12 protein-coding genes are annotated in these 12,548 nt (G+C 57.3%); 10 read left to right on the top strand and 2 right to left on the bottom strand.

Translation table 11 applies throughout. The annotated features are described in order from the left end of the window. Positions 1–42: 42 nt before the first annotated feature. Positions 43–945 (bottom strand): LysR substrate-binding domain-containing protein, encoded by a 903-nt coding sequence (locus tag FHW16_RS11745; protein WP_182549365.1) that lies wholly within the window; start codon positions 943–945, stop codon positions 43–45. Positions 946–1,085: 140 nt separating this feature from the next. Between FHW16_RS11745 and FHW16_RS11740 the strand changes: the two genes are divergently transcribed. The 8 genes from FHW16_RS11740 (at position 1,086) to FHW16_RS11705 (ending at position 10,944) form a co-directional block, all read left to right on the top strand. Beyond that, entirely contained in the window at positions 1,086–1,475 is a 390-nt protein-coding gene (locus FHW16_RS11740) for a tautomerase family protein (protein WP_182549364.1), read from the top strand. Between the two features lie 32 nt (positions 1,476–1,507). After that, on the top strand, positions 1,508–1,939 hold the full coding sequence (locus FHW16_RS11735) for a cupin domain-containing protein (protein WP_246711721.1): 432 nt from the start codon (positions 1,508–1,510) through the stop codon (positions 1,937–1,939). A gap of 2 nt (positions 1,940–1,941) precedes the next feature. Further along, positions 1,942–2,505: a DUF4865 family protein gene (locus FHW16_RS11730; protein ID WP_182549363.1), complete on the top strand. Its 564-nt coding sequence runs from the start codon at positions 1,942–1,944 to the stop codon at positions 2,503–2,505. Positions 2,506–2,722: 217 nt separating this feature from the next. Then, positions 2,723–3,595 (top strand): outer membrane protein assembly factor BamD, encoded by an 873-nt coding sequence (locus FHW16_RS11725; protein WP_432652020.1) that lies wholly within the window; start codon positions 2,723–2,725, stop codon positions 3,593–3,595. A 23-nt stretch (positions 3,596–3,618) separates the two neighbouring features. Then, a complete protein-coding gene (gene recN, locus FHW16_RS11720; protein WP_182549362.1) occupies positions 3,619–5,298 on the top strand; it encodes a DNA repair protein RecN in 1,680 nt (559 codons plus the stop codon). A gap of 280 nt (positions 5,299–5,578) precedes the next feature. Further along, positions 5,579–7,723 (top strand): NAD-dependent DNA ligase LigA, encoded by a 2,145-nt coding sequence (gene ligA / locus FHW16_RS11715; protein WP_182549361.1) that lies wholly within the window; start codon positions 5,579–5,581, stop codon positions 7,721–7,723. Then, entirely contained in the window at positions 7,720–8,424 is a 705-nt protein-coding gene (locus tag FHW16_RS11710) for a DUF2461 domain-containing protein (protein ID WP_182549360.1), read from the top strand. The genes ligA and FHW16_RS11710 overlap by 4 nt, the downstream gene beginning before the upstream one ends. A gap of 255 nt (positions 8,425–8,679) precedes the next feature. Continuing rightward, positions 8,680–10,944 (top strand): TonB-dependent hemoglobin/transferrin/lactoferrin family receptor, encoded by a 2,265-nt coding sequence (locus FHW16_RS11705; protein ID WP_182549359.1) that lies wholly within the window; start codon positions 8,680–8,682, stop codon positions 10,942–10,944. 70 nt (positions 10,945–11,014) lie between these two features. Here FHW16_RS11705 and FHW16_RS11700 read toward each other — a convergent pair whose 3' ends face one another. Continuing rightward, positions 11,015–11,359 (bottom strand): cupin domain-containing protein, encoded by a 345-nt coding sequence (locus FHW16_RS11700; protein WP_182549358.1) that lies wholly within the window; start codon positions 11,357–11,359, stop codon positions 11,015–11,017. A gap of 143 nt (positions 11,360–11,502) precedes the next feature. Between FHW16_RS11700 and FHW16_RS11695 the strand changes: the two genes are divergently transcribed. Beyond that, the gene (locus FHW16_RS11695; protein ID WP_182549357.1) at positions 11,503–12,249 is read left to right on the top strand and encodes an AzlC family ABC transporter permease; all 747 of its coding nucleotides are present in this window, start codon (positions 11,503–11,505) and stop codon (positions 12,247–12,249) included. Position 12,250: 1 nt separating this feature from the next. Further along, a complete protein-coding gene (locus FHW16_RS11690; protein WP_182549356.1) occupies positions 12,251–12,547 on the top strand; it encodes an AzlD family protein in 297 nt (98 codons plus the stop codon). The last annotated feature ends 1 nt before the right edge of the window (position 12,548 follow it).

The following is a 12,548-nucleotide window of genomic DNA, read 5'->3' as shown; positions in this document are numbered from 1 at the left end:
CACCGCATTTTCTGCAGCATCCAGCGACACAACCAAGTTCACCTAAGCAGCTTTTGCATCGGCTGGCTGGAATTCCTGCAATGCATGCAGGATGATCGATGCCAGCCGGGCTGTGACGGGTGCGGATTCTGCATCGGCGCGGTGCAGGTCGAGCCCGATTTTCGGCAGCATTGGCAGACCGTTTTCTCCCGGTAGTATCGGCTGTACCGTTTTCGGCAAACCAATCGGCGTGCGGATTGTCAGACCCAAACCTGCCGCTGTCGCTGCCCACAATCCGCCGAGGCTTGGACTGATAAAGGCGAGACGCCAGGCTATGCCGGCACGATCCAGTGCATTGATGGCGGCGGTGCGCAGGAGGCAGGGTGCTTCGAGTGCGGCCAGCGGCAAGGGTTCACCATCAGATCTGTGCCAGATCAGGTTGGGATTGACAGGGCCGACCCAGCACATGGGAACCTCCATGACGCGTTCGCTGTTAGGAAGAGGCGCGCTGTTGTTCCATGCCAGCGCGAGATCCAGGCGGCCCGATGTGACACGCTCAATAAGCTCCGCATTGCGGGCCACGCGCGCTTCGATGCGCACCTTCGGATGGGCGCGGGCAAACTGCCCGAGAATATTGGGAAGCAAGGTTTCACCGAAATCCTCCTGCAGGCCGAGCCGTACCCAGCCTTCCAATTCGATGCCATGGATGGCGCTGGCTGCTTCGTCATTGAGGTCAAGCAGCCGGCGCGCATAGGCGAGCATCGTCTCGCCCGCGTCGGTCAGGGCAAGGCCGCGTCCGGATTTCTGGAAAATCGGTGTCCCGGCCTGCTGTTCCAGCTTTTTCAATTGAGCGCTGACCGCAGAAGTGGAGCGGCCCAGCTTATCGGCTGCCTTGGCAAAATTGCCGAGATCGACGCCTGTCGTAAAGGTCCGCAAAACGTCCAAATCGAATATGGTCCGGCGCATTTCCAATAATCCACTTTTTCAGGATAATTGATCCATATATTTCTGATTATCAGGATTATTGTGTGGTGTTAAAACAATTTCGTCAAGTTCAATTGCGCCTGTCCTCTTGTTCTGAGGCGCCAGTCAAAAAGGATCGTGCCATGCCTTTCGCCCGCATTTCCCTGATCGAGGGCAAGTCTGATGAGTACCTGAAGGCGATATCGGACAACCTGTATCAGGCCATGATTGAGACGTTCAATGTTCCCGTTAATGATCTCTTTCAGGTCATTCACCAGCATCGTCCGAACGAGTTCATTTTCGACCGCAATTATCTCGGCGGTCCGCGCTCGGATGATTTCATCATCTTTGCCATTGCAATCGGCAAGCCGCGCGATACGGCAACGAAGAAAGCATTCTACGAGCGACTTGTGGAACGGCTGGCGACTTCCCCCGGTGTGCGGCCTGAAGATGTCATGATCATCATCAGCACATCCTCCCGGGACGAATGGTCGTTCAGCAATGGCGGCATGCAGATGTTGGAAGTCGTCTGATCCGGCTTTAATTCAATACGAGGGATAGTTCGATGAATGACGATACGATGATCAAGCCAAAGGCCTGTCCGGTGGAGATGACTGTGCTCCGGGCAGGAACGGCAATCGGACGCGCACCCGAGGGAATCTCTTCGGCGCCGTTCTGGGCCGAAATGCTGCTGGAAAGCGGGCAGGAAGCGGAAAACACCGTGATGCGCGCCACGGTTGACCCTGCCGTCATTACCCATTGGCACACCCATCCGCGTGGACAGTTTCTCTATGTTCTGTCCGGGGTCGGCGTTGCCCAGCGTGATGGCGGGCCGCTGGAAGAGTTGCGGGCAGGGGATTGTGTCTGGTTCGCGCCGGATGAGCGCCATTGGCACGGCGCCAGTGACACCAGCACATTCTCCTATGTCAGCATTCAGGCGGTACGCGACGGCAAGTCCGTGCATTGGCTGGAACCTGTCGAACGGGAGGGCGTGTGATCATGATCGCGATGCAGTACAGTTTCACGCTGCCCGCCGATTACGACATGGCGATTATTGACCGGCGGATTGCGGAGAAGGGGCATTTGCTCGACAACTATCCGCATCTGCAATTCAAGGCCTATCTGTCGGCACGACGTACGGATGAAACCCGCAGCAGCGACAATTCCTATGCGCCATTCTATCTGTGGAAAGAGGTGCAGGGCCTGAACAATTTTCTCGGCGGCGACGGATTTGCCGCCGTATCAGAAGCATTCGGCAGGCCGCAGGTGAACTCCTGGTTCGTCTGGCAGGCGCGCATTGCGCCTGATATCGCGCAGGCCGTATTTGCCACCCGCGAGTTTCTGCCGGTCGACGCCCGCATACCACTCGGCGACAGACGGCGTCTGGAGAGTGAAAGAGCGATCGAAGACATTGAACACCCTGATATTGTTGCGTCCGTTACCGGCTTTGAGCCTACCTCGTGGACAGTTGTGCGATTCCGTTTGTGGGGGGCAGAAGGGCCGGGACCCGTCAACGATGCAACCCGGATTTACAGGGTAGGGCATATGTCACTGCCAAAATGAGAGGAATAATTCCTTTTCACAGCTCATTTTTGTCTCCGCCACAAATTTGGACGATTAGATGGCAATAAGATTGCTGATTCTGTTGGCTTGTGGTTTAAGAACGCCCAACTAACGGTTAGTTTGACTGTATCTAGAGCATGATGCGCAAACGTGATATCCGATTTGCGCATGCTCTAATTTCTTGAATGGGGCCTAAGACAGAATGGCGAGTTGCAGAATGTCGATGAGTGCAGGGTTTGGCAGCAAGGCCCGTTTGGCCCTTCTTCTGGCGTCCGTTGCTGGTATTGCAGCTATCTCAGGTTGTGCTTCGAAAGATGACGATCTTGATCTGTCGGCCTATGTCGATACTATCGAGCCCGCAGACGTGCTCTACAATCAGGCCCTGGCCAATCTGAATGCCGGGCGTCTCGACGAAGCCGCCAAGAAGTTCGATGCGGTTGACCGCCAGCATCCCTATTCCGAATTTGCCCGCAAGGCGCTCGTCATGGGTGCTTTCGCGAATTATCGCGCCGGCAAATATGACGACTCCCTTGCCATGACCAAGCGGTACATCGCACTTTATCCGACGCAGCCGGAAGCCGCCTACGCCTATTACATCACCGGCCTTTGCTATTATCGCCAGATTCCGGATGTCACGCGCGAACAGTCTATGACACGCCGCTCCATTGCTGCGTTCAATGAAGTGGTCGAACGCTTCCCGCAGTCGGAATATGTTGACGATTCCAAGGAAAAGATCCGCTTTGCCCGGGATCAGCTCGCCGGCAAGGAAATGCAGGTCGGCCGCTATTATCTTGAACGCAAGGACTATCTTGCCTCGATCAAGCGCTTCCGCGGTGTCGTCGAGCAGTACTCCAACACCCGCCACATCGAAGAAGCACTGGCACGTCTGACGGAAGCCTATTACGCACTTGGTCTGACCAGTGAAGCTCAGACAGCCGCTGCCGTGCTTGGCCAGAACTATCCGGACAGCCAGTGGTACAAGGACAGCTACAAGCTGCTGCAAAGTGGTGGTCTTGAGCCGCGTCAGAATGCCGGTTCATGGTTGTCAAAGGCTGCCGCGTCGATTGTCGGCGGCAAAAGTGGCACCTAATAGACTTTTAACCTGAGCGATTCATGCTTTCGCACCTGTCGATCCGCGATATTGTTCTGATTGAACGGCTCGACATTGAGTTTCGCGATGGCTTGTCGGTACTGACCGGCGAGACCGGTGCCGGAAAATCCATCCTTCTCGATGCCTTGTCGCTTGCCCTTGGGGCACGCGGCGATGCCTCGCTTGTGCGCCACGGCGCGGAGCAGGGGCAGGTGACCGCCGTGTTCGACGTGGCTGGCGCTCATCCGGCGCGGCAGCTCCTGCGCGACAACGATATCAGCGATGACGGCGATATTATCCTGCGCCGCGTTCAGACGTCCGATGGACGCAGCCGCGTTTTCATCAATGATCAGGCCGCAAGCGTAACCTTGTTGAAAGAGCTTGGCCGCCGGTTGGTCGAAATTCATGGCCAGCACGATGATCGCGCGCTGATTGATATCGATATCCACCGTTCGTTGCTCGACGCTTTCGGTTCGCTGGAAACGAAGGCCGCAACCGTTCGCTTCTTGCACAAGACATGGCGGGACGCCGAGAACACACTGGTGCGGCATCGCGCCAAGGTTGAGGCGGCAGCCCGTGAGGCCGATTATCTGCGTGCTTCCGTTGACGAACTTTCAAAGCTTGATCCGGAGCCGCAGGAAGAAGAGGCGCTGGCGACCAAGCGCACCGAGATGATGCGGTCTGAAAAGATCGCCGGCGATGTGAACGATGCCAATGAAGCGTTGTCGGGGTCCGGTTCCCCGGTCCCGTCACTGGCGAGCCTTGTGCGGCGGCTGGAGCGCAAGGTGCCGGAAGCGCCGCAATTGCTGGAGCCGGTGGTCAAGGCGATTGACGAGGCACTCAATGCGCTTGCCGAAGCGCAGAATGGTATCGAACAGGCGATCCGCGCTATTGATTTTGATCCACGCATTCTCGAGCAGACGGAAGAACGGCTTTTCGCCCTGCGCGGCGCCGCGCGCAAATATTCAGTGCCGGTGGATGATCTGGCCGGCCTGCGCGACAAAATGGACGCCGATCTGGCGGATATCGATGCGGGTGCGGAGCGGCTTGCCACGCTTGAAAAAGAAGCTGTCGCGGCGCGAGCCGCCTATGACGAAGCAGCATTGAGCCTGTCGAAGGAACGGCATGAAACTGCCGATCACCTCAAGGCTGCTGTCATGGCCGAGCTTCCGGCATTGAAACTGGAGCGGGCTGAATTCATCGTTGAGATGTCGGTAAATCCGGAAAACCGCCTGCCCGAGGGTATTGATACCGTCGAATACTGGGTGCGGACCAATCCTGGCACCCGTGCAGGACCAATGATGAAAGTCGCTTCGGGCGGCGAGCTGTCCCGCTTTCTGCTGGCGTTGAAAGTGGCTCTGGCTGACCGGGGTTCTGCGCCGACGCTGGTTTTCGACGAGATCGATACGGGGGTCGGCGGTGCGGTGGCTGACGCCATTGGCCAGCGTTTGCGCCGCCTGTCGGATAGGGTGCAGGTGCTATCGGTCACGCACGCACCGCAGGTCGCGGCGCGGGCCCAAACGCATTTTCTGATTGCCAAATCCGCCACGGGCAATGACCGCGTTGCCACATCCATCCGTGCCATGGAAACCGGCGACCGGCAGGAAGAAATTGCCCGCATGCTGGCCGGTGCCAGCGTGACGGACGAGGCGCGCGCCGCTGCCGTGCGTCTTCTGCGCGAGAACAGCGCTGCTGCGTCCTGAGCAGGCTGCACATGGATGGTTCGTGGTTCGACAAGCTCACCATGAGGGAAAGAGTGGGCTGCAAGATAATTCACCACCGTTGCAGAATAGAACTCCCTGCAATCCTCACTCTCCCTCATGGTGAGCTTGTCGAACCACGAACCACGCACTATCGTGATGCAGAAAGGCTCATGGCAGGAGCTGACCGCAACCGGCGGTCTACGACGATTTTGAACGGTGCTTTTCCCCGCCTCTTCAGCTAATCTCCGGCCGAATCCGTATTTTCAGCGTCGGACAGGCCATGGCAGACATTTCCGTAGAAGAACTGAGCGAAGCAGAAGCGGCAGAGGAGCTTGGTCGTCTGGCGGCAGAAATTGCCCAGCACGACTATCGCTACAATACGGAAGATGCCCCCACCATATCCGACGGCGAATATGATGCCCTGCGACGCAGGAATCTGGCCATCGAGCAACGCTTCCCGCAGCTGAAGCGCGAGGATTCGCCATCGAACAAGGTGGGCGCAACGGTCTCGGAGAAATTCGGCAAGGTCACGCATTCCATCCCGATGCTGTCACTGGACAATGCCTTTTCCGATCAGGACGTGCAGGATTTTGTCGATCGTATCCGCCGTTTCCTGAAGCTGGGTGCAAGTGCTCCGGTAGAAATTACCGCGGAGCCGAAGATCGACGGGCTGTCTCTGTCCCTGCGTTATGAGCTGGGACGTCTGGTTACGGCGGCAACCCGCGGCGACGGGACAACGGGCGAGAACGTCACGCTCAATGCCCGCACTGTGGCCAGCATTCCGAATGTGCTAGGCGGCAATCCGCCAGATGTGCTTGAGGTGCGTGGCGAAGTCTATATGAGCCATGCGGATTTTGCCGCGCTGAACGAACGCCAGACACAGGATGGCAAACCGGTTTTCGCCAATCCGCGCAATGCGGCAGCGGGATCGCTACGCCAGCTCGATGCCACCATTACCGCATCGCGGCCGCTGCAGTTCTTCGCCTATGCGTGGGGTGAAGTCAGCACCATGCCGGCAGTGACACAAATGGGCATGGTGGAGGCGTTCAAGTCCTATGGTTTCCGCGTCAATCCGCTGATGCAAAAGTTTGATACGGTTGAAGGCCTGGTCAAGCATTATCACCAGATCGAGGAACAGCGCGCGATGCTGGGCTATGATATCGACGGCGTCGTCTACAAGGTGGATGATCTTGCCTTGCAGCAGCGGCTGGGGTTTGTTTCCCGCAGCCCACGCTGGGCCATTGCCCACAAATTCCCGGCCGAACGGGCGATCACCATTCTTAGGGGCATCGATATTCAGGTCGGGCGCACCGGCGCGCTGACACCTGTGGCGCGGCTTGAGCCGGTCACCGTGGGCGGTGTCGTCGTCACCAATGTGACGCTGCACAATGAGGACTACATTAGGGGTATCGGCCAGAATGGCCAGCCGATCCGCGAGGGGCGGGACCTGCGCGTTGGCGATACCGTCGTGGTGCAGCGGGCGGGCGATGTCATTCCGCAGATCGTCGATATCGTTGAGGACAAGCCGCGCGGCCCGTCACCTTATGTTTTCCCGGATACCTGCCCGGCCTGCGGTTCACACGCGGTGCGTGAGGAGGGGGAAGCGGTCCGCCGCTGCACAGGTGGTCTCATCTGCCCGGCGCAGGCGGTGGAGCGCATCCGGCATTTTGTCTCACGCAACGCCTTTGATATTGAGGGCCTTGGCGAAAAGCAGGTCGAGTTCTTCTTCAAATCCGATGATCCGGCACTGCATATCGGCACACCTGCGGATATTTTCACCCTGCGAAAAAGGCAGGCGGCATCGCTGGCCAAGCTGGAAAATATCGACGGCTTTGGTTCTGTGTCCGTCAAGAAACTCTATGACGCGATCGATGACCGGCGGCAGGTGACGTTGAGCCGGTTCATTTACGGGCTGGGTATTCGCCATGTCGGCGAGGTCAATGCCAAACGGCTGGCCAAAGCCTATCGCTCCTATGGGGCGCTGGCGGCCGTTGCACAGGCCGCAACTTTGCCGGTGGACAAATCAGACAAGGGCAATGACGCCTGGCGTGAGCTCAATGAAGTGGACGGCATCGGCAGTATCGTGGCCGAGGCACTGGTCGATTTCTATGCGGAAGAGCACAACCGGACAGCATTGGCGGCATTGCTTGCTGAAGTGACGCCCCTGGATGAAGAGGTGCGCACGGTCAGCAATTCGCCGGTCGCCGGCAAGACCATTGTCTTCACAGGTTCGTTGGAGCGTATGTCACGCGACGAGGCAAAGGCCATGGCGGAGCGTTTTGGCGCCAAGACCGCCGGGTCCGTTTCCAAGAAGACCGATCTCGTGGTGGCAGGACCGGGCGCGGGATCGAAGCTGACGCAGGCGCAGTCTTTGGGCATTGAAGTTATTGATGAAGATGCCTGGTTTACATTGGTGGGCGCATGAGCGAGACGGTTTTCAAGGGCTTTGGCGACAAGGCACTGCCTTTCCTCAAGGCGCTGGATTTTCATCAGAACCGGGAATGGTTCCTTGAAAACAAGGATCTGTTCGAAGCCCATCTGCTCGAACCGCTGGGCGACCTCGTTGACGATCTCATCGCCCGGTTTGAAAAAGCCGGACTACCGTTCAAGGGAGACCGGAAGAAATCGCAGTTCCGCATCAAACGGGATACGCGTTTTGCCAAGGACAAAAGCCCTTATAACAGGCACCTGTCAGCACTGCTTTCCTCCGATGGCAGCAAATGGGCCGAATCAGGCTGCTTTTATGTCTGCATCGGTCTGGAAGATTACAAAGGGTGCTATGCTGCCGTCGCGTGGTGGCAGCAGAAGCCGGAGCTTCTTGCGGCCATGCGCAAGGCCATTGTCGAAAAGCCTGAGAATTACCGGGCCATGGTGGCAGCATTGAAAAAGAGCGGTCTCACCTTGAGCGACTATGACCGACTCAAGCGCACGCCGCGCGGCTTTGAAACTGTCACCGAACCTGATCTTGTCGAGGGTCTGCGCAACCGGCATTTTGCCGTGCGCTACCCTATCGATCCGAATGGCATCACCTCGCCGGATCTGGCCGATGAACTTTTCGGGTTCGCACTGAAGGCAAAGCCGCTTATCGACTGGGGTAAGAAAATCGAGGGAACGCTGATTTCCTGACGATATTTCAATGGGCTGCGGCTTGCCTTCCGCTACGGAACGTGTCGTCGCGGCAACACTGTTCCAGTCAATAAAACGCCCGGAAATAATCCGCCTCATTAATATTGACTTTTATAGTCATGTTTTTGTACTGAACAAATGTACAGCGTGAATACACGCAGGATAATTCGCTCAGCAAGCCATCAACGCGGTGTGTAAAACACGCTGCCCGTTAAGCCAGCCAAGCATTCTCTCGGGGGTTTGTTGGATATGGTTTTGGCACGGAATCTGCTTGCGCGCCTGTTGTGTGGTAGCGCCGGTACTTTGTTGGTTGTCGGGTTAGGTACGGGTGCTGCATTCGCGCAGACGGCACCTGCACCTGCATCGGGTGAGAATATCGAGCTCGCACCGATTGTTCTCAAAAGAAATCAGAGCGGTACGGAGGCGACGCCGCTGACGACGACGACTGACCGGGAAACCATCCAAAAACGGATGGTCGATAATTTTCAGGATCTCGGGCGCCGAGTCGATGCTGGCGTGAACTTCAATTCCGCCTCGAAAAGCATTAATCTTCGCGGTCTGGATCAGAACCGTGTTCTGACGATCATCGATGGCATCCGTGTGCCTTGGCTAGCCGATCCGCGCGGTATGCAGGGCGGGCTTGATGGTTTTGACTTCGATGGGCTTTCAAAGATCGATATCACCAAGGGTGCAGATTCGAGCCGCTATGGCTCGGGTGCATTGGGCGGTGTCATTCAGCTGAGAACGCTTGATCCCTCGGATGTGATTGGCGAAGGGCGCAATTGGGGTGTTCTGACGAAGGGCAGCTATGACAGCGGCGACAGCAGCTGGCGTACAAACGCGGCGGTTGCAGCCCGTGCCGGTAATACGGAATTTTTGGTGCAGGGCGGATATCGCCAGGGGCATGAGAAAGATATTCCCGGCGATGTTGGCGGCTATGGCGCTGCGCGAACAGAACAGAACCCGCTCGACTATGATCAGGGCAATGTGCTGGTGAAACTCTATCAGAATGTCGAGGGCGGGCACCGCTTCGGCCTGACGGGCGAGATTTTCAAACGCGATACCGATTACGACAACATGGTCGGTACGACATCTGCCTATGTACCGGGCAGCTTCAAATCCGGCGAGAATTACGATCGCAAACGTATTTCCGGCAGCTACGATTATATTGCTCCGGAAAAAGGCGGCTGGCTGGATGAGGCGCACGCCACCGTCTATTGGACCCAGCAGACCCTTAACAACACCACTGATGCGATCCGCGTGCCGGACGCCCGCGCGCGGGCGATCCGCGGCGACCCATTCCGCTATGGCTTCCCCTCTGGCGTGTACAAACGCGACAATGAGCTGAACCTCGACGCCTATGGCTTCAGCGGTTACGTGATCAAGGAAGCCGAGATCGGCAACATCAAGCACAAGTTCCGCATTGGTGCCGAAATTTACCGGCAGGACTGGCATCAATACGCTGCCGGCGTCGATAACTGCCCCAATGTCGACTGGACGAAGATAGGGCAACCCATGGGCCCGCAGACGTGCCGGATGCTGCACGCCAACAGCTCCGATATGCCTGATGTTCAGTCTACAGGATTTGGCATCTACGCCGAAGACGATATCGAACTGTTCAATGGCCGTCTGACCCTGACGCCCGGTGGCCGTTTCGACTGGTACGAGCATAGTCCGCAGTCGACGGCGGCCTATGAACGCGGTCCGAACTATGATGGCACGCTGCCGGGCTCCAACAGTGACTCGCGCTTTACGCCGAAGCTGCGTGCGACTTACCACGCAACCAGTGATCTCGATTTCTACGCACAATGGGCCCAGGGGTTCCGTGCGCCGTCTGCGCAGGAACTGTTCCAGAACTACGGTGCTCCTGGCTCCTATGCCAGTGTCGGCAATCCAGACTTGAAATCGGAAACCAGTAATGGTTTCGAAATCGGCACCAAGTTCGAGAATGCGAAGTACGGGTTGTCGGCGAGTGTGTTCAACAATTACTATCGCAACTTCATCGATACTGTGACGATTGCGCCTCCGGGCGGTGAATACCCGGTTGGTGGTATCACTGGCTACGCCAATCTCGACCGTGTGCAGATTTATGGTGCTGAGATCAGCGGCCACGTCAATTTCGCAGAGAAATGGGTTACCTGGGCATCGGTTGCCTGGTCAGAAGGCAAGAACACCGAAACCGACGAGTATCTGAACTCCATTCCTCCGATCCGCGCGATTGTCGGACTGGGCTATAACGCAGACAGCTGGGGTGCCGATGTTTCCCTCACCATGGCAGCTGCACGTGACAAGGTCAGTACCGGCGGTTTCGTTGCGCCAGGCTATGGCATCGTCGATACAACTGCCTATTGGGAACCGAAGTTTGCCAAGGGCATGAAGATCCAGGGCGGTGTGTTCAACGTCTTTGACAAGAAGTACTGGACGGCGACGGATGTTCCCAACAGCATCAACCTTGCGGCGAGTGACCGTTATGCTGAGATCGGACGCAGCTTCCGCATTTCCCTGACCCAGAAGTTCTAAGCCAGCTTCTGTCGGTCTGATGCCACCGGGCGCCGACCTCGCCCGGTGGCATTTCTTTTGCGCGGTGATGCTACTCAAGCCATTCTGTTATGAAGACATCATTGGCGTGAATATCAATGGTCTCAAGAAGATCGGGACCAAGGTTCTTGAATTTATGCGGCGTATTGGCAGGGGCGATGACGATTTGCCCCGCATGTGCATCGATCACCTCGTCACCCACAGTGAAGCGGGCGTTGCCGGAACGGATGATGAAAGTTTCGGGGTAGGGATGCGTATGCAGATCCGGACCGCCCCCAATCTTGTGCGTGCTGTAGAAGATCACCGAAACATTGGTGCCGCAGGACCTACCGGTGAATTCGCCCTTCCACAGTTCGGTATCTTCGGCCCAGTCCTTGCGGTTGATGATGTGTGCCATGCGTCTCCTCCCGATAGACTTTGCATGAGCCTACGCTCGGCGCCACGCTCCTGACAAGCGCCGGACATTGCAACAACATTGATGATAGCGATCAACAATTCTCACGTGACAGGCTGGCCAACCTGCCTTAGACCAGCCTCATCATGAGCGAACAAACATATCAAGATAACACTGCCGTCGCGCGGCAGGCGGGCTTTGGCGTGGAATTCTGGCAAGGATTCCGCCGCGGCCTTCCTGTGATGATTGCCTCGGCGCCTTTCGGTCTGCTGTTCGGCGCTTTGGCGATCGATAATGGTTTCACCGTGTTCGAAGCGGTGCTGATGAGTGCGGCCATCTTCGGCGGTGCGAGCCAGATGGTCGGCATCGAGTTGTTCGGCCATAATATTCCGGCGTGGCTGATCGTCTTTTCCATCTTCGCGGTCAATTTCCGCCATGTACTGTACTCAGCGGCCGTCGGCCGCCGTATTGGCCATTTCACCATACCGCAGGCTTTGCTGAGCTATTTTCTGCTGACTGATCCGCAATATGCGGAGACAGAGAAGCGGGCGGAATCTGGCGTCCGGGTCACCTTCGCGTGGTATCTTGGTGTTGCGACGCCGATCTATGTGATGTGGGTCGTGGAAGCGTGGATTGGCGGTCTTTTTGGTAATCTGATCAAGGATCCGCACGCGCTCGGTATTGATATGCTGCTGCCGATCTATTTCCTGGGATTGGTGATGGGGTTCCGCAAACGCTCCAACTGGGCACCCATCGTCATTGCCAGCGGGATCGCATCGATTGTCGCGGCCAAGACCATTGGTTCGCCATGGCATGTCAGCATCGGCGCTCTCGCCGGTATCCTGACTGCGGTGATCGTGACGAAACCTGAAAAAGCTGCGGGAGAGAATTGAGATGTCGACGATCTTCTGGATCATCCTTGCCGGCGCCGTTCTGACGTTTCTCACTCGTATCGGGGGGCATCTCGTCCTGTCGCGCTTCGACCATGTGCACCCGCGGGTGGAAGTGGCGCTCAATGCCGTACCCGCTGCTGTCTTGACGACCCTTGTGGCGCCCGCCATCGCCACAGCGGACTGGCGCGGAGTGATCGCGCTGGTGTTTGCCGGGCTGGTTTCCCTGCGGTTCAATGCACTGACGATGTTTCTCGCCGGCGCAGCCATGATCATCCTGCTGCGCCAGCTTCCGGTTTAAG

Origin of the sequence: Phyllobacterium myrsinacearum (assembly GCF_014138285.1) — a bacterium.
Classification (GTDB): Bacteria; Pseudomonadota; Alphaproteobacteria; order Rhizobiales; family Rhizobiaceae; genus Phyllobacterium; species Phyllobacterium myrsinacearum_A.
Note: the sequence above shows the minus strand (reverse complement) of the source record. Positions and strands in the feature narration are given on the sequence as shown.